The organism is Specibacter sp. BI4 (genome assembly GCF_056680095.1).
Genome location: NZ_CM155265.1, coordinates 4,299,913 through 4,318,033, shown reverse-complemented (window position 1 = coordinate 4,318,033; position 18,121 = coordinate 4,299,913). Strand labels below are relative to the sequence as shown.

Here is an 18,121-nt window from a genome sequence, read left to right as displayed (position 1 = left end):
GGCTAACCCTCTACAAATTAGAGAATGTCGAGTTCACGGGCTGTCCCTCCCGAAGCCCCCACAGGGGTTTCGGCTCAATCTTCAGAACTGTTCAATTTCACCCAAAAAGGAACTGTTCTGACAATTCAATCCCAGGGTCTTTACGCCTACTTGGTCTAGAAGCGGCAATGTCGGCTGCAGGACTGGGCTCGAGATCAAGTCCTGGTGCGAGTGGGCCAAAGAGTATCAGTGCCACCTTGCGTGGCGCGTTGGGCCGGGATCCACCCGGCATCGGACGTAGAAACCACGTCGTGATCATGGCCGACTACACAGGCCATATTCGCTACCGCAAATCCACATCTGACTGGTTGCTGGCCGGCTAATCTGGCCGGTCCCTCATCCTGAATGAAGAATCAAGGAGAATAATATGTCTATCAATACTGAAGTTCACTCTGTTGTAGGGGTAGCGCATCCTTTGGATCCGCTTTCCCGTGCCGAGATTTCTCGGGCGGTCGCGCTTTTGAAGGCTGGCCAGGCTGCTGCGGAGTCGTTCCGTTTTATTAGCGTTGAGTTGCGTGAGCCGTCTAAGGAGTTGTTGAGGTCTGGCAGTGAAACGGTGCGTGAGGCTGACGCGGTCTTGGTTGATCGTGGCGCGGGAAACGCGTACGAGGCCGTTGTTGATCTTGATGCTGGCATTGTTACGGGGTGGACGCAGTTGGCTTCGGGTGTTCAGCCGCCGTTTATGTTGGATGAGTTTGCCGAGTGTGAGGACGCCTGCCGGCAGGATCCGAACGTCATTGAGGCCCTCGCCAAGCGGGGCCTGACCGATCTGGATCTTGTCTGCTTTGAGCCTTGGTCGGTCGGTTATTTCGGAGAAGACGCCCAGGGGCGGCGTTTGATGCGCGCACTGGTTTTCGTTCGCGACAATCCTACCGACAGTCCCTATGCGCACCCGATCGAGAACTTCGTTGTCTTTTACGACCTCAGTTCCGGGGAGGTTGTTAAGGTCGAGGACAACGAGTCCATCCCGGTACCCAGTGCCAGCGGGAACTACCTGCCCGAGTACGTCGGGCCGGCCCGCACGGACCTGAAGCCGATTGCCATCACCCAGCCCGAGGGTCCTTCCTTCGAGGTCACGGGAAACCATGTCCGGTGGGCCGACTGGTCCTTCCGTGTTGGTTTCACCCCCAGGGAAGGCCTCGTCCTTCACCAGCTGCGTTTCCGTGACAAGGACACCGACCGGCCCGTTATCAACAGGGCGTCATTGTCGGAGATGGTCGTCCCCTATGGCGACCCGGCTCCTGTGCAGGCGAAGAAAAACGCCTTCGATTCCGGGGAATACAATATCGGCAACATGGCCAATTCCCTCAAGCTCGGCTGCGACTGCCTGGGCGAGATCAAGTACTTCGACGGCATCACCACTGACAGCCACGGCAACCCGATGACCATCGCCAATGCCATCTGCATGCACGAAGAAGACGACAGCATCATGTGGAAACACTTCGACTTCCGCGAGGGCACTGCTGAAGTCCGACGCAGCCGCAAGCTCGTGATCTCCTTCATCGCCACCGTTGCCAACTACGAATACGGCTTCTACTGGCACCTCTACCTTGACGGGAGCATCGAGTTCCTGGTCAAGGCCACCGGAATCCTTTCCACGGCAGCCCAGCACCCGGGAGAGAAAACCCCGTACGGGCAGGCACTGAACAACGAAGGACTCTACGGGCCCATCCACCAGCACATGTTCAACGTCAGGATGGACTTCGAGGTCGACGGTCCGCGCAACGCCGTCTACGAAGTCGACATGGAAATCCCCGAAGACAACCCCACCCACACCGCTTTCCGTGCGGTCGATCGGCTTCTGGAAACCGAACAAGCAGCAATCCGCAAGGCGGACGTGTCCAAACACCGCTTCTGGAAGGTCGTCAACCACGACAGCAAGAACGTCGTGAACGAACCGGTCGCCTACCGCCTCATCCCCACCAACGGCATCACCCTGGCCGCTGGCGACCAGTCATACGTGAGCCAACGCGCACAATTTGCCCGCAACAATCTCTGGGTCACCCCTTACAACCGGAGCGAACGCTTCGCGGCCGGGGAATTCCCGAACCAGAGCACCGGCGGCGATGACGGCCTTCCCGCATGGACCAGCGCAGACCGAAACATCGTCGATGAAGACCTCGTGGTCTGGTACACCTTCGGCATGCACCACGTCGTCCGCCTCGAAGACTGGCCCGTCATGCCCCGCCAGAACATCGGCTTCATGCTCGAACCCCACGGCTTCTTCGACCAGAACCCAACCCTGAACCTGCCCAGCTCGGAAACCACCACCACCACCGAAACCACCACCACCACACACTGCTGCACCCAGAACTAACAAACGAACTGAAGTGAAGTGAAGTGAAGAAGGAATAGTTCCACACTGGTGGTCCCCGATGCCAATGCTGTCGGCAGCCGCATCGGGGACCGAACCAGTCCCTAAATCAAACCCACAACCAGTAGTGAGGGCGTGATCGAAATGTTCAATACCCCCGCAATAACCTGGATCCTCACGACCGCCCTGCTACTAAGCAGCGGCTACCAGATCCTGCAAGCCACCAGATCACGCCAACTCACCGAGCAGATCAACAACACCCTCCACGCCCTCATGCACGTCCTGATGGCAGCCATGTTGTGGCACCTCGGATCAACGATCATGCTGGCTCAAATCGCAGTGCTCACCGGCGCTGCCTGGTGGTTCATCCTTCAAGCAATCGCCCGGCCCGAGCTCAAAACACTCTGCGCAGCCAGCCACGGCCGCCTCAAATGCGTCTACCACAGCCTCACGATGGCCGGTGCCGCCCTCATGATCGCCATGATGGGCCAAATCACCACCAACGGCTATCAAACCGCCCCCCAAGACGCAATGGCCATGTCCCACCACCACCACGCAATGGCAACCCCCATCCCCAACACGCCCACAGCAACAATGAGTCACTCACCCGAGCTCGCCATCCCCCTCACAGTGTTCTTCGGAACCGCCGCAATAGTATTCATCATCCTTCTACTACGTTCCCGGACCACGAAAACCACCCACCACAAACACCCAACCCCCAAACTATCCACCCGCCTAGAACACGGACTCGAAGCACTCGCCGCCACCATCATGGCCCTCATGTTCGCCACCATGACGACATAACCACGGGAAACCCACATTCATGCATCCCGGTACTAGCTGCCACAGAATTCACAGCTTCCTGAATCTACCAGTCCCAATAACCCCGCAGAGCAATGGCAAGCCACCCCAATTTCACTTGCCGGCAGGCGTGTTGCGGCATCTTTCACTGCTATATGGGAGTTCACGGACCAAATTACATAACTAAAGAATCAAACAACATTAAGTTGTTCAAAGGAGATTGTTATGAGTAAAAATAGTCTGGATGGATCCGATGACCTGAAAAGGTCCATTGACTGGAAGCAGGGCATGGCCATTGCGTTGGGTGTGCCCTTGCTAATTCTGCCGTCTTTGGGGTATCTCCCGATGTATGTGTCTGCTGCAGCTATTCTGATCTGGGGGCTATCGGTTCTGCAGGGTTTCATGCAGAACACTGCCTACGCTGAAATGGCCACCGCCTTTCCCAAGGTTTCAGGGGTGCCAGGTTTCGCCCAGCATATATATGCCGAAGACCACGAGAGGCGGTACAACAAGGGCAAGTTACTTGGCGGATTCACCGCCTGGAGCTACTGGTTTGGCTGGAACCCCATATTGGCAATCTTTTCCATCCTCGTCGGTGGCTACCTCCATGGGCTGTTTCCTGTGCTGGGCGAGACCTTTACTGAATATCAGCTGTCTTTGATGGCAGGTGTGGTGATTTTCACCGGATTGTTCGTGGTCAACTGGTTCGGTCTGAAAGAAGGCGCCATCCTGGGTTACATCCTGGCGGCTATATCCTTGATTCCCCTGATCATCCTGGCCGTGACCCCTTTTGCCACCGGACACGTCGATCTGACCAATATCACCGGCAGTTGGTGGCCGACTGACTGGGCTTGGGATCTGCACCATATCCTGATTCTCTTTGGCGTCTTTGGAATTGCGCATTGGAGTGCCTGTGCCTGGGAAACCGCAGCCATGTACGGCCCTGAGTACAAAAAACCGTCCAAGGATGCCCCGAAAGCGTTGTTTGCCTGCGGCATCATCTGCTTTTTCTTGTTCGTCCTGCTGCAATCGTCAGTGATCGGCGTACTGGGTATTGACGGTGTGCTTGCAGAACCTGTGTCGCCTCTAATTCCGGTCGCCGAGGCGGTCTTCGGCCACGCCGGTTCCATCATCACCATCATCCTGTTGATGGCCGCCATGGTCCTGATCATCCAAACGGCTTTCCTGGGATCTTCCCGCGCCATGCACTCCATGTCTCGTGAAGGCAACCTTCCCAAGATATTCGGTCACACAAACCGCCACGGAACTCCCTTTGTTGCCCTGCTGGTCATCGCAGCCTTCAACCTGGCGCTGATTTCCATGGGAAACGCCTCGGCAGTTCTTGGGGCCTCCGCAATTGGATACACCATTGCGCACGGCCTCACCCTCCTCGCCTACGTCAAATCTAAAAAAGACCCGGCTTTTGCCAATGTGGAAAGGCCCTTCAAGGCGCCCAGGGGTTGGAAACATGTCGGCCTGGTCTTTGGCCTGTTCAACGTACCGCTGTGTGTTATCGGTGTGATTTACCTGAACAGTCTGGAAATCGGCTGGGCTCCCACTTGGGTTGCCCTTACCGTACTGGTGCTATACGTACCCATTTGGTTCTATTCCCAACACGAATCGAGACGCGCGAAAAACAAGGCACTCGCTGCTCACTCTCCAGATCACGAAGCCGCTGATCTGGAAAAGGTTCCATATTAGTGACGGCCGTGAGGACCGATGCTTGGGGTGTCAGGGACCTTGGACGTGAGTGATTTGTTTTGAGTTAGGCAGCAGAGAGTCGTTGCCGGCTTGGCCTTTGAAGTTGGTCATGGCACTTGCCAGCGGCAGCCCGTCGTTGTGGGCGCGTTGCCGCTGCGATTTCAGCAGGCTTCCACATAGTGAATGTTGGCCAGCCTGGAGTATTGGCGGTGGTCAAAGCTGGGGTGGTAGAGCACGATCCTCAGAGGCGAAAAGACTCGGCGACGGCAGTCCCAGCATATGCCGTGCCTCTTATGGACTCAGTGCTTCTGCAAGGTCCTGGACGAAGATTCAATGTCCTAACTTGTGAGACGGACGGGGCCAAGGCCGTCAAGAAGTTAGAACTCCTGTTAGTACAGTAGGTGTCTAATCCTCTGTATTAACAGGAGTTCTCGCATGCCGTCCTCTCATCTCGTCTTGTTCATTGACGAATTCACCAGGATCGGGCCGGCGGAGAATGACCCGGGCAAGATCCTGGCCGCACTGTGTGAGTTGCCCGACCCACGAATGAAACGCGGATATCGGCACCGAATCTCACCTCTGTTGGTCGTCACGGACTGCTCGTTGGTGACCGGGGTGACGACGATGGTGGAAACGTCGGAATGGCTCCCGACGCTGAACGAAGCCAGCTCGCTGCGGGCGGTAACGGTGCCCGTGCACCTGACGACGCTGTCCGGGGCCCGCAGCATCCGGATGCGGTGCCATGGACAGAATGCCGGGGCGTGGGTAGAAAGCCAAATGACCGTGGATGCAGCAGCCATTGATAGAAGGAAGTCCGAGGTGCCAAGAATGGCAGCAGCACAGTATTCCACTTGCTCGTCGGCATTGAACACAGTTCTGGGGCCGTACTGGCGCAGGTCAATGTGTCCGAAAAGAACAATGAGAACACTTATTTCAAAGCGCTCCTGGAAGGCAATAGTGCGCCCTGCCGTGGAAGGATGTCCGGGCCGGGAACAAGACCCGCGAAACTGCCAATGGCCGTGGGAAAAGAGTGGACGGTCAAGTGCGTCAGCGTGGAGGCGGGACTCTAATTTTGGCACGTAGCTTAGGTGGGCCCGGATCACCCGCAATTCCAGGCCACGTACGACCAAGAGCTGGTCGCCCGTGACCGTCCACATCGTCATCTCTCACTGATGCCGGCGCAAGGGAGTCCAGAACTCATTGGTTCTTTGGACCGGGGCCACTAGGAAATGGAGAACGACATCCACCATCCATCGGCGCTGGGACGTTGACCCGGCGAGATGATGGAAATCATAACCGACGTGGAAACCCACCACGGGTCATGGCGTTCACGCGCAACATCACCGCCAAAAGATTCGGGGACTGGTGCGCTGGAATTAGCATCCACCAGTTCATGGGAGCTGCCGGAAGTCGCCGGGACGGTGCGACGCTCAGCTTGCCGAGCTTGGCCGAGCCCGTCTTCTCGACGATTGAAAACGGGTCCTGGCACCACAGCCGCATGGTCACCCGTCAAGACGCCAGACGGGTGACCATGGGTGTATTGAAGTCGTCTACAGCAGGTGAAGAACCCGCACCGACAGCAACGGGCTACAAGCGGCAACAGCATTGGCGCACGTCGTCACGAAGGATCTGCAATGACCAGTCACTGCCCAACCCCTCAAAAACCAAACCGACTATCCCGCAGGGCTGAGGCACCAGACGAGTGCGGGCTGGCCAGCCGCAAGGCCAGCCAGCCCGCACAAAGGGCAGAAATGATGATTACCGGTCAAACCGGCCAAGATCCATGACCTTGGCCCATGCAGACACGAAGTCCCTCCTGAACCTGTCGCCGGCCTCCTGGCTCGCGTAGACCTCCGATATGGCACGAAGCTCGGCGCTGCTCGAAAAAATGAGGTCCGTGCGATTTGCGACCCACCTGAGCTCGCCGGTGTGGCGGTCGCGGCCTTCGTAGCCAGCCTCCGCCGCGGCATCACCCACTGTCGGGGCCCATGTCGTGCCCATGTCGAGCAGGTTGACGAAATAGTCGTTGCTGAGCGCGCCAGGTGCTGTGGTGAGGACCCCCACGGTGGATTGCTTGTTGTTGATGCCAATCACACGCAGGCCACCGAACAGCACAGTCATTTCAGGGGCACTGAGTGTCATTTGGGCGGCCCGCTCGACGAGCAGAACCTCCGACGGTAGTTTGACGCCGTCGCCGTGGTAGCCCCGGAATGCGTCGGCCTTCGGTTCCAGCACGGCGAACCACTCGGGCTCGGTCCACTCCTGCGTCGCATCGGTGCGTCCCGGGCGGAACGGGACATCGAGCTGATGACCCGCCCTGGCCGCTGCTTGTTCTATTCCAGCGCACCCGCCCAGCACAATCAGGTCAGCGAGAGAAACCCGCTTGCCACCGTGCTGGGATTCGTTGAATTCCGCCTGTATCTGCTCGAGCTTGTCCAGCACAGCTGCCAGTGCAGCAGGCTCGTTGACGTCCCAGCCTCGCTCCGGTTCCAGACGGATGTGTGCACCATCTGTCCCACCCCGTTTATCGCTGTTTCGAAACGTTGCTGCTGAAGCCCACGCCGTGGAGACCAGTTGGCCCACCGTCAGACTAGATTCCAGCAGCTGGCGCTTCAGCGCAGCCATGTCTTCAGCATCGATGAGCTCATGATCAACCTCGGGCAGGGGGTCCTGCCACATCAGCGGTTCGGTGGGCACTAGCGCCCCCAGATAGCGGCTGGTGGGACCCATATCGAGGTGCGTGAGCTTGAACCATGCCCGTGTGAACGCATCCTCCATCTGGTCTGGATTGTGGAGGAATCGCAACGCGATCTCCTTGAACGCCGGATCCTCGATTAGCGCCAGATCCGTGGTGAGCACTGTCGGCACGTGGGTCTTGTCAGGGTCATGGGCGTCCGGGACAGTGCCCGCACCTTCCCCGTTGCTCGGGATCCATTGCCACATCCCGGCAGGACTGAGAGCCACCTCCCATTCATAGGCGAACAGGGTCTCCAGGAAACTGTTGTCCCATGTAATAGGCGTGGGCGTCCAGATTCCTTCGAGCCCGCTGGTGGTTGTTTCGGCGCCAGAGCCTGCCCCGAAGGGACACCCCCAACCCAGCCCTTGTTTCTCAATTGGTGCGGCATCGGGCTCGGGCCCCAAACAAGAGCTCGGGTCAGCCACTCCGTGCGTCTTTCCGAACGTGTGCCCGCCTGCAATCAGTGCGACAGTTTCGGCGTCGTCCATGCCCATGCGACGGAACGTTTGACGAATGTCGCGGGCAGAGCCGATAGGATCGGGCATCGTGGCCGGGCCCTGCGGGTCGGCATAAATAAGCCCCATCTCGCTTGCTGCCAGAGGCTCATGCAGATCCCGGATGCCGCTGTGCCGCTCGTCGGAGAACCATTTGTCTTCCGGACCCCAGTAGGTCTCGTCGGGCTCCCACACGTCCTCCCGGCCACCGCCGAAACCGAAAGTTTTCAGGCCCATCGATTCCAGAGCGCGGTTGCCTGCGAAGATCATGAGATCTGACCAGGAGATCTTGTTGCCGTATTTTTGCTTAACCGGCCACAGGAGGCGGCGTGCCTTGTCAAGGTTTCGGTTGTCTGGCCACCCGTTCAATGGGGCGAAGCGCTGCATGCCTGCAGCGGCGCCTCCACGGCCGTCACCTACGCGGTAGGTGCCGGCGCTGTGCCAGGCCATCCGAAGCATAAGCGGGCCGTAGTGCCCAAAATCTGCCGGCCACCAGTCTTGTGAGGTCGTCATCACCTCGTCCACATCGCGTGCCAGATCATCAAGGTCCAGGGTGAGAAATTCCTTGGCGTAGTCAAAATCCTCGCCCAGCGGATTCGCGGAGCGCCGGGGGCGGGCCAAAGTTCTCAGGTCCAGCCCATGACGCCACCATTCATTTGGCCTCCCGGCGTCCGCGGGACGGCTCTCTCGGGTGGACGAGCGACGCGCTGTGACGGTCTGGCCGTAAGTACGGTCGACGTAGGCATCAGGGTTTCCCGACATGGCTACTCCTCTGTGAGTCTCCAATGACTCTAAGTGGAAAGAATGCCCAGCGAGATGTCCGCTGGGAGGCATCGTTGCTTGTTAGCGTACATCACAATGGACAACGGGAGGCGGCTGCGCTTCCGCGTGTGTGCCCGGGTCACTGGGGGGTTCTTTCGTGGATTGGGGTGTGGGGCGCCGGGCCTTTTGGCCCGGCACCCCACTGGTGTTGCTTATTTATTGCTTATTGTTTGTATGGACTTATTTGTCCATGGTGTCCACGTAGGCGGTTACCTCGGCGGAGACCCGGATTTCCTTGAGTGTGGGTGTTTCCCAGGTGGTTGTTGTGTTGTTCATAATGGTGTTGTCCTTTTCTTGTGTTGGGTGTGGTTTAGCTGGGGAGGGCGAAGGCGATCAGGGCGCTGCCGTGGCCTGCGCCGAGCATGCCGGGGATGATGCCTTCGAGCCAGCCGCCCCAACCGACAGGGACGACGACGTACTGCTTGCCGTCAACGCTGTAGGTCGAGGAGGAGCCGTGGTGGCCGCTGCCACACTGGAACTCCCAGAGCTTCTCTCCGGTGTTGGCGTCCAGAGCGACGAACTCACCGGTCGGGGTGCCTGCGAAGACGAGGTCTCCAGCAGTGGCCAGGATGGAAGCAGCCATCGGGTAATCGATGCGCCAGCGCCACTTCTCTTCACCATAGGTGTCGAAGGCACTGACGGAGCCGGCCATGTCGTCGATGTCGACCTGAACAGCAGCACCCCAATACGGCATGCTTTCTTTGAACTCGCGGCGTCGCCGGGTCGCGGTGGCGCCGACGTCGGCGACGGGCACGTAGAACATTTCGGTCTTGGGACTGTACGCGGCGTGCGTCCATTCCTTGGCACCGGCCGGGCCGGGGTAGAAGTGAACGGGCTCGCCTTCTTTGTCCGGGTACTTGCGCGGGGTGACTTTACCGTCGCGGGTGATGACTCCCCAGTCGATGCGGTCCACGAAGGGGGTCACGTGCTGGAGTTCGCCGTTGGTGCGGTCCAGGACGAAGAAGTAGCCGTTCTTATCGAAGTGGCCCATCAACTTCTTGCCATCACGCTCGAACAGGGTCATTTCCATGGTGGAGTCGTAGTCCCACAGATCGTGCGGGGTGAACTGGTAGTGCCAGGTAATCGCGCCTGTATCGACGTTCAGTGCCACGACACTATCGGTGTAGAGGTTGTCGCCCTTGCGGACTTCACCATCGAAGTCCGGTGCCGGGTTGCCGGTACCGGCGTAGTACAGGTTCGTTTCCGGGTCGTAGGTGCCGGTAACCCAGTGGTTTCCGCCACCGCGCTGCCAGGCCTCACCGTCGGCCGGCCAGGTCTCCGAGCCGGGCTCCCCGGGCTTGGGCACCATGTAGGTCCGCCAGCGCTGTTCACCGGTTTCCAGGTCCCAGGCATCGACATGGCCGCGGACACCGAACTCGCCGCCGGCACTGCCGGTGATGAGCATGTCCTTGATGACCGTCGGAGCCAGCGAAGCACTTTCACCGGCACGCACATCGCCGATGGTCTTCTGCCAGACCAGGTCGCCGTTGGTGGCATCCAGGGCCAGCAACTGGGCGTTCGGGGTCACGAAGTAAACCTTGCCGTTGGCGACCGCGGAACCACGGTTGACGTTGCCGCAACACAGCGACACATCAAAAGGCACGGCGTGCTTGTAGCGCCACAGTTCCCGGCCGGAGACTGCATCCAGGGCCCAGAACCAGCCATCCCAGCCGGTGACATACATGACACCGTCAACGATCAACGGGCAGGTCTCAAACGCGTACGTAGACGCGCCAGCGATCTGGCCTGACTGACCGGCCTGGAAGATCCAGGCCGGGGTGAGCTTAGTGACATTCTCGGTATTGATCTGATCCAGCAGGCTGTACCGCTGGCCGTCGTAGCTACCGTAATAAGTAAGCCAGTTATGCGACTCTGAACGGGCGTTCAGGAGACGGTCGTAATTGACATCGTTCGTTACCGCCGGCGCGATCCCCGGCACAGCACTGAGTGCACTGTGGTTGACCGCTTCGCCAGCATCTACATATTCAACTTCAATAGTCATTAGTTCAATCCCTTTCTACGGTCGAGGCTGCTCGGGTCGATCCAGCCGTGCTTCAGGAGGCACTTCGCCCTTGACAACAATCGCGGCCGTCAAGCCACGGCCCTCGTCGTTGCCACCCGGGGAGGAGTACCAGTAATAGCCGGGACCGTCCAGAACGAGCCTGGCCTTGCCCTTGGAATGATTGAGCAGCCACAAGAACTTTTGATCCCCATTGCTGGGCAACAAACATGAATGCGTGTTCGTGTCATCATTGATGACCGTCAGCTCAAGGACACCGCCACGAGGCAGCACCAAAATTGCCGGTTCCCAAGCGACCGAGTCTTCCTTGATCCTGATCGTCGCCTCCATCACCCCGTCAGCACGCTCTGTCGCCGCAGCTATCGTCCCCGTTGACAACACACGACCCATCGAGGCCTTGTTCTGGCCATCCAGACCATACAAAGCCAGCAATTCAGACCGCTCGTCAGTTTTCACTTCTTCAGCAACCGTCACTACACACCTCCTCCATCAAGAACCCGCCTGCCCACCACAGCAACTCCGCCGCACCAAGCAAAATACGAGTCCACCCGCCCATCCGGGCCAGCTGAAAGACAACCATATTCCCACCCCAACCCCACCACCACAGGCAACCGCCCACCCCCAACACCCACCCGCTCACCCCCCAAAAACCACCGCTCACAACGAGACTCACATCACACAAACCAACCCAACCCACCCCACAATGCGCATTCGACGCAATTTCTGCAATCCGGAACCTACCCGTTTTTGCTACCTAAAAAAGCCATGCCCACTCTTGGCTGGGGGAACTCACTCGATCCAGAGCAAGTTGATGCCGCTGCCATCCTGGCGCGTCACTTCTTGCTCGGGAAGCGTCGTTCAGCCTGCAGTTCCGGGGCCAAGTCTGCAGACCAGGGCGCCTGCGGGCCATGGCTCAGGCGATGCAAGGCATTCCGAGGCGGCGGCGGGGATGAAGATTTTGCCAAGCACTTCATGGTCAACCAACGCAGTCGCCTGCCCGTTTGGACGGGAACTGAAGTCTCGGACTTCTGGGCCCGGTGCGGCTGTTCGGTTTGGATTGATGATCTGATCAAGACGAGAGCGGCCAGTTGATGGGAGTGAGTGATGGGCTGCACACCTGCCACGGTGCCCAGGCGCATGGCAGGGGCGAGCTGGTCCACTTGTCGGCGTCACGGATGGGGTCAAGGGGGTGTCATGGGGTTCCCCGCCGGTTGGACGGATCTGAATATTTGGACTTGCGGTCCAGGGCCTGACGGGTTTGAATCTGCCGGTCACGTGATGACGATTTGGTGCCGTGCCGTGCCGGGCGCCGCGGCCGGCCTCCGTGCAGATGGCGTGAATCACATCGAGCGGATAAAAATCTTTCGGAGAAATACTTGCTTAACCGCTTGACCAACTTCTCTGAGTGCCCTTATGGTCGTGAATAAGCGGTTAACCAACTATTTTGAGGCGACTATGAAGCAGCGCGGCTTTTACAAACCAACCGAGGCGTGGGTGGGGGATGTGATCCCCTGGCAGGAGGACGGCGTCTTCCACCTGTTCTACCTGCACGAGTCACGCCGGAGCCCCAAGGAGGGCATGCCATGGCATCGCGTAGTGACGGAAAATGTTGTTGATTTCCGCGAAACCGGTGAATCGATCGCATCGAACGGGCCGGCATCTGCGGACTTCAACATTTACACCGGAAGCATTGTGCTCGATGCAACCGGCGTGCACCACGCCTTCTACACGGGCCAAAACCCGGGCAACACGGGGGAGGACGGCTTGGCGCTCCAACTCGTGATGCATGCGAGCAGCAGCGATGGCATGGCGTCCTGGCAGCGGCACGAAGAACACACCTTCGGAGCCACCGCAGGCTACGAAACAGCAGACTGGCGCGACCCGTTCGTCTTCTGGGACGAAGACGCCCAACTGTGGCGGATGCTCATTACCGCACGCCACAACGATGGCCCGGCCCGGCGTCGTGGCGTGATTGCCCAATGCACGTCCGAGGACCTGAACCAGTGGAAGCCGGCCCCACCCTTCTGGGACCCGCGCCGCTACATTGCCCACGAATGCCCCGAGGTGTTTCAGTGGGGGGAGTGGTGGTACCTCGTCTATTCGGAATTCAGCGAGGCGTTCACAACGCGCTACCGCATGGCCCGAAGCCTGGCCGGCCCCTGGATTGTGCCGGAGCACGATTCGCTGGACGGGCGCGCCTTCTATGCCGCCAAGTCGGCCGCCCGGGACGGACGCCGCTTCTTCTTTGGCTGGATCGCATCCCGTGAAGGCGCCACCGACGACGGCGCCTGGCAATGGGCCGGCACCATGTCCGTCCTTGAAGCCGAGCAGCGCAAAGACGGCACGCTGGCGTTCCATCCGGCGCAGGAACTGCGGGAGACCTTCACCGAACAGATGGAAGGCAGCCCCTTCGCAGCCCAACTCACCGCCCCCGACAGCTACGCGGACATCCTCACTGACGAGGACGCCCCGGATGCATTCAGGGTTGTGGCCCGCTTTGACCTTGCCGAGCAAACGAGCGAATGCGGCATCCTCCTGCGGGCCAGTGCCGACGGCGATGAAGGGTACAGCCTGCGCCTGGAACCAAAGCGTGGGCGGCTTGTCTTCGACCGTTGGCCGCGCCGTTCCACCGGCACCGAACAATGGCAGATCTCCGGCGACGTTCCGCACTCCATCGAACTTGAGCGGCCCGTCACCCTTGAACCTGGCGAACACGAACTGGAAGTCATCGTCGACGGCGACCTGTGCGTGGCAACCGTTGACAACACCGCGGTCCTGAGCACCCGCATCTACGACCGGCCAACAGGCCGCGTTGGTGTGTTCGTCGGCGAGGGAGACGTCACCGTCACCGAGTTTTCACTGTTCATCCGCGGCTCCGCCCCGGCTTCACCCTCCCCGGAAACCGAGCTTGCCGCCTCCCTGAGCTAGACCCACCCCACGTTTCATCAACTGTGCATCGATCAATCAATGGAGATTACGACCATGACAATTACCAAGCGCAAGACAGCCCTATTGGCCGCCGCCGTTGCCGCCGCGCTGGCCCTCGCCAGCTGTTCGGGAGCGGCCAGCGGCACCCAGCCCACCGACGTCGACCCCCAGGGCGAGATTGTTCCCCGCGAAATTTCCTGGCTCCTGTCCCGGCCCGCCGACGGCGGCGTCATCGCGGCCATGAAGGAAATTGCCGCCGAGTACGCCACAGACCATCCGGGATTCTCCCTCAACCTCATCACCACCCCCGACCGGCCCTCGTACATTCAAAAGTACGAGACGCTGGCGGCCGCGAACAAGCTGCCCGAACTCTTCGACACGGACGCCACGCCGTTTGCACAGAAGCTGGCCGGCCAGGACCGCATGATCGATGTTGACACGCTGCTGAAGGACCTTGACATGGCAAAGGACTTCAGGCCCGCAGCCCTGGATTACCAGCGCTTCGATGACGGCTCCCTGTACATGGTTCCCTTTGAATTCCAGCTCGAGTTCTTTTGGTACAACTCCGCACTGTTAAAGAGTGCAGGTGTTGAAACCCCCAAGTCCCTCGATGATTTCCCGCAGATGTGCAAGGCACTCCGCGCGAAGGGCATCACGCCCATCGCCCTGGACGGGCAGGACCAGTGGCCGCTGGAACGCTACATGGCCTACTACCCGTTCCGGATGGCCGGCCCCGAATTCATCCAGAACCTGAAGAACGGCAAAGCCAAGTTCTCCGATCCGGCAGGCAAGGCAGCCGCGGAATGGTTGTACAGCCTGGGCCAGGCAGGGTGCTTCCAGGAAGGCTTCTCATCCACCGGTTACGCCGATGCGCAGGCACTCTTCACCTCGGGCAAGGCGGCCGTGTACAACACCGGAACGTGGGAATTGGGCAACCTCGCCACGGAAAAACTTGACGCCGGCGTCCGTGATTCCGTGGACTACTTCACCCTTCCCGGCATCGACGGAGCCGTCACCGAGGCAAACGAGTACGTGACGCCGTCGGGCATTGGCATGGCCATCAATGCCAAGACCTACGACCCGCTGGTGCGCGACTTCCTGGCCTTCGCCCTGAAGAAGTACCCGGAAGTTTATGCCGGCACCGGTGCGCTTTCCCCGACGACGACGGCCGAGACCACGATCCCTGCCGACGCCACAGACCTGTACAAGCGATCCGTCGAACAAGCCAACTCCGTGGGCAAAGCCATCGCCATGCCGTGGGACACCCAGCTGGACCCGGCCACGAACACCCGCCTGCAGCAGGAACTGACCCTCCTCGCCCAGGGCGACATCACGCCCGAGAAGTTCATCGCCACCATGGATGCAAGCCTGGCGGAGAACAACAATGGCTAGTACAGCCCAGACAAGCCGGGTCCGAAAGGCCCTCCGGCCACCGCGGCAAGGCAAGCCCATGGCCACCATGCTGCCGGGCCGATCCAAACTCGCCGTTGCCGTCTTCCTCATCCCGCCCCTGGTGCTGTACGGGCTGGCGGTCCTGCTCCCCATCGTGCAGTCGCTGTTCCTGAGCTTCTTCCGCTGGGACGGCATTACCGACATGAAGTTCATCGGGCTGGACAACTACGCCAAGATGTTCACCCGCGACGACGTGTTCTGGACGGCCTTCGGCAACGCCATCGGCTACCTGGTGATCTGCCTGGTGCTGCAATTGGGCGGGGCACTCATGGTGGCCGGGCTCCTGACAGGAATCCGGCGGGCCCGCGAACTCGTCAAGACGCTCTACCTGCTCCCCGCCGTCATCTCCACCGTCGCCATCGCCTTTTTATTCCAACGCATCTACTCGCTGGAACCGGTGGGCCTGCTCAACCAGGTCTTGGAATGGGTTGGACTGGGCGGGATGCAAACAGCCTGGCTCTCCAACGTCCAGACGGTCCTTGCCGCGGTATCCATTCCCGAAGGGTGGCGCTTCACCGGCCTGTACATGCTCATCATTTATGCAGCACTGCTGGCCGTTCCCCGTGAGCTCGAGGAAGCGGCGCGCCTGGATGGTGCCTCATGGTGGCAGGTATTTTGGCGGATCCGTTTCCAGTACATCCGGCCCGTCTGGATCACGACCACGATCATGGCAACGACCTTTGCGCTGCGCGGCTTCGACATCCCCTACCTCCTCACCAGCGGAGGCCCCGGCCAGTCCTCGGAGCTGCTGACCACCTACATGTACAAGACAGCCTTTGTGCACACCGACTATGGCTACGCCAGCGCGATTTCGGTCTTCATTGTTGTTGAGTGCCTCATCGCCGTCGGCCTGATCTTCCTACTCCTTCGTCGAAGGGACGACTCATGAGTGCGCCAGTTCTCACCGCGCCCACCACGCCCATGCCGGTAAAGCCACGCGTGCAAGCCAGGAAGCCCAGGCGGATTCGCGTGCAGCGGGTGCTCCTGACGGCGACGATTGTGTTGATAGTTGTTGTGCAGGTTTATCCCATGGCGTGGCTGTTCCTGACAAGCTTTCGAACGGCCTCGGATTTTGCTTCCGGGAATCCGTTTGCGCTGCCCTCGGAATTCACGCTGGAAAACTACTCCCGCGCCTTTGCCACGGGCAACTTGTGGCTGAACATTCTCAACAGCTTCATCGTCACGCTCGGCTCGAGTGTGTTGATCGTCGTTGCCGGCATGATGGCGGCCTACGCCCTGCAGGTTCTTGGCTTCCGCCTCAGCGGCCTGGTGCGCGCACTTTTCCTCCTTGGCATCATTGTTCCGGTGCAGATTGCACTCGTCCCGCTGTTCATCGACTATTCCAAGATCGGCCTGTTGGACACGCACATGTCCATGATCATCCCGCTCGCTGCGTTTGCGATGCCCATGGCCGTGTACTTGTTCAGCTCGTTCTATGAGTACATCCCGCGGGAACTGTATGAGGCGGCATCCCTGGACGGCGCCGGCCCGTTCCGCATTTTCGGCCAGATCACGTTCCCGCTGTCGGTGAATACAATCATCACAGTGGTGCTGGTCAACAGCATCTTTATCTGGAACGACTTCATCTTTGCCAACACGTTTGTGCTCTCCGACGGGCTGAAGACCATTCCACTGGGTTTGCAGAACTACATTGGAGCGATGGGCAATACCGACTGGACAGCGACTTTCGCCGCCGTCTGCGTAACAGTCACGCCGCTGCTGTTGGTGTTCCTTGTCCTGAACAAAGCCATGATCAGCGGCCTCGAGAGCGGAGCAACCAAGGGATGACCAGCGTAGAACAGGGCAAGGGTGCCCACACCGTGACGATGCGGGATGTCGCCAAGGCGGCCGGGGTTTCCGTCGCCACGGTATCGGTGGTCGTCAACAACAAGCCCGGTGCCCGCATCGGCGACGAAGCGAGGCACCGCGTGCTGGAGGTTGTGGCGAAGCTGGGCTACCGGCCCAATATGCTGGCACAAACCCTCGCCAACGGCACCTCCCGCTTCATCGGCCTGGTGGCCGACGCCATTGCCACCACCCCCTTCGCCGGGCAGATCATCCACGGGGCCCAGGACGAAGCGTGGAAAAACGGCTACGTCCTCCTCGTGGCGAACACCGACGGCAACCAGGCGGCCGAGGACGAGGCCATCGCCATGATGCTGGAGCACCAGGTCCACGGAATCCTGTACTCAAGCTGGTACCACCGCGAGATCACCGTTCCTGCCACGCTCCACCAGACTGACACGGTGCTCGTGAACTGCTTCGCGGCTGGAAGCGGGCTTCCCGCCGTCGTGCCTGACGAAGAGGAAGGTGGGCGGACAGCCACCCAGGAACTTCTGGACGCCGGCCACAGCAGGATCGCCTTCATCAACACCACCACGCCCTCACCGGCGCAAAGCGGACGCCTCGCCGGCTACCGCGCCGCACTGGAAGCGGCCGGCATCAGCTACGACGAATCGCTCGTGTTCCCCGCAGCTCCCGAGCAGGAAGGGGGATACGTGTCCACGCCCAGCATCATGAAATCCGGAGCCACGGCGGTGTTCTGCCACAACGACCGAGTGGCCATGGGCCTCTACGACGGGCTGCGCGAACAGGGGCTGCGCATTCCCGAGGACATTGCCGTGATGGGCTTTGACAACCAGTACGTCATTGCCGCCCACCTGCGTCCGCCGTTGTCGACGGTGGCCCTGCCGCACTACGAGCTGGGTGCGGCCGGGGTGCGCATGCTCCTTGGCATCGACAACTCCTCCGACACCGTTCCCACACGCATCGCCTGCCCACCAATCTCGCGGCAGTCGATCTAAGGAAGCCCC

The 18,121-nt window shown here is 60.0% G+C and carries 12 protein-coding genes; 8 read left to right on the top strand and 4 right to left on the bottom strand.

Translation table 11 applies throughout. The annotated features are described in order from the left end of the window. Positions 1-406 precede the first annotated feature (406 nt). The 3 genes from AC1L6K_RS19510 to AC1L6K_RS19500 all read left to right on the top strand — a co-directional run bounded on the left by AC1L6K_RS19510 (position 407) and on the right by AC1L6K_RS19500 (position 4,855). Complete coding sequence (locus AC1L6K_RS19510; RefSeq protein WP_480950487.1) at positions 407-2,356, top strand: primary-amine oxidase; 1,950 nt, start codon at positions 407-409, stop codon at positions 2,354-2,356. A gap of 141 nt (positions 2,357-2,497) precedes the next feature. After that, positions 2,498-3,157 (top strand): DUF5134 domain-containing protein, encoded by a 660-nt coding sequence (locus AC1L6K_RS19505; protein ID WP_480950486.1) that lies wholly within the window; start codon positions 2,498-2,500, stop codon positions 3,155-3,157. 222 nt (positions 3,158-3,379) lie between these two features. After that, the gene (locus AC1L6K_RS19500; protein ID WP_480950485.1) at positions 3,380-4,855 is read left to right on the top strand and encodes an APC family permease; all 1,476 of its coding nucleotides are present in this window, start codon (positions 3,380-3,382) and stop codon (positions 4,853-4,855) included. A gap of 1,758 nt (positions 4,856-6,613) precedes the next feature. Here the strand turns inward: AC1L6K_RS19500 and katG are convergent. The 4 genes from katG to AC1L6K_RS19480 form a co-directional block, all read right to left on the bottom strand. After that, a complete protein-coding gene (gene katG, locus AC1L6K_RS19495; protein WP_480950484.1) occupies positions 6,614-8,848 on the bottom strand; it encodes a catalase/peroxidase HPI in 2,235 nt (744 codons plus the stop codon). 240 nt (positions 8,849-9,088) lie between these two features. Then, positions 9,089-9,184, bottom strand: coding sequence for a pyrroloquinoline quinone precursor peptide PqqA (pqqA, locus tag AC1L6K_RS19490; RefSeq protein ID WP_480950483.1), 96 nt, complete (start codon positions 9,182-9,184; stop codon positions 9,089-9,091). Positions 9,185-9,218: 34 nt separating this feature from the next. Further along, on the bottom strand, positions 9,219-10,910 hold the full coding sequence (locus AC1L6K_RS19485; RefSeq protein ID WP_480950482.1) for a PQQ-dependent dehydrogenase, methanol/ethanol family: 1,692 nt from the start codon (positions 10,908-10,910) through the stop codon (positions 9,219-9,221). Between the two features lie 15 nt (positions 10,911-10,925). Further along, entirely contained in the window at positions 10,926-11,402 is a 477-nt protein-coding gene (locus tag AC1L6K_RS19480) for an MSMEG_3727 family PQQ-associated protein (protein WP_480950481.1), read from the bottom strand. Positions 11,403-12,383: 981 nt separating this feature from the next. On the opposite strand from AC1L6K_RS19480, the gene AC1L6K_RS19475 reads away from it, so the two are divergent. The 5 genes from AC1L6K_RS19475 (at position 12,384) to AC1L6K_RS19455 (ending at position 18,112) form a co-directional block, all read left to right on the top strand. Further along, positions 12,384-13,856, top strand: coding sequence for a glycoside hydrolase (locus tag AC1L6K_RS19475; RefSeq protein WP_480952828.1), 1,473 nt, complete (start codon positions 12,384-12,386; stop codon positions 13,854-13,856). Between the two features lie 54 nt (positions 13,857-13,910). Next, a complete protein-coding gene (locus AC1L6K_RS19470; protein ID WP_480950480.1) occupies positions 13,911-15,248 on the top strand; it encodes an ABC transporter substrate-binding protein in 1,338 nt (445 codons plus the stop codon). Between the two features lie 67 nt (positions 15,249-15,315). Further along, the gene (locus AC1L6K_RS19465; protein WP_480952827.1) at positions 15,316-16,197 is read left to right on the top strand and encodes a carbohydrate ABC transporter permease; all 882 of its coding nucleotides are present in this window, start codon (positions 15,316-15,318) and stop codon (positions 16,195-16,197) included. Continuing rightward, positions 16,194-17,096: a carbohydrate ABC transporter permease gene (locus AC1L6K_RS19460; RefSeq protein WP_480950479.1), complete on the top strand. Its 903-nt coding sequence runs from the start codon at positions 16,194-16,196 to the stop codon at positions 17,094-17,096. Before AC1L6K_RS19465 ends, AC1L6K_RS19460 begins: the two co-directional genes overlap by 4 nt. After that, complete coding sequence (locus AC1L6K_RS19455) at positions 17,093-18,112, top strand: LacI family DNA-binding transcriptional regulator (RefSeq protein ID WP_480950478.1); 1,020 nt, start codon at positions 17,093-17,095, stop codon at positions 18,110-18,112. Before AC1L6K_RS19460 ends, AC1L6K_RS19455 begins: the two co-directional genes overlap by 4 nt. The last annotated feature ends 9 nt before the right edge of the window (positions 18,113-18,121 follow it).

Coding starts and splice junctions, on each gene's coding strand:
- AC1L6K_RS19470 (WP_480950480.1), top strand. CDS start 13,911: ATGACAATTACCAAGCGCAAGACAGCCCTATTGGCCGCCGCCGTTGCC.
- AC1L6K_RS19475 (WP_480952828.1), top strand. CDS start 12,384: ATGAAGCAGCGCGGCTTTTACAAACCAACCGAGGCGTGGGTGGGGGAT.
- pqqA (WP_480950483.1), bottom strand. CDS start 9,184: ATGAACAACACAACAACCACCTGGGAAACACCCACACTCAAGGAAATC.
- AC1L6K_RS19505 (WP_480950486.1), top strand. CDS start 2,498: ATGTTCAATACCCCCGCAATAACCTGGATCCTCACGACCGCCCTGCTA.
- AC1L6K_RS19460 (WP_480950479.1), top strand. CDS start 16,194: ATGAGTGCGCCAGTTCTCACCGCGCCCACCACGCCCATGCCGGTAAAG.
- AC1L6K_RS19485 (WP_480950482.1), bottom strand. CDS start 10,910: ATGACTATTGAAGTTGAATATGTAGATGCTGGCGAAGCGGTCAACCAC.
- AC1L6K_RS19500 (WP_480950485.1), top strand. CDS start 3,380: ATGAGTAAAAATAGTCTGGATGGATCCGATGACCTGAAAAGGTCCATT.
- katG (WP_480950484.1), bottom strand. CDS start 8,848: ATGTCGGGAAACCCTGATGCCTACGTCGACCGTACTTACGGCCAGACC.
- AC1L6K_RS19465 (WP_480952827.1), top strand. CDS start 15,316: ATGCTGCCGGGCCGATCCAAACTCGCCGTTGCCGTCTTCCTCATCCCG.
- AC1L6K_RS19455 (WP_480950478.1), top strand. CDS start 17,093: ATGACCAGCGTAGAACAGGGCAAGGGTGCCCACACCGTGACGATGCGG.
- AC1L6K_RS19510 (WP_480950487.1), top strand. CDS start 407: ATGTCTATCAATACTGAAGTTCACTCTGTTGTAGGGGTAGCGCATCCT.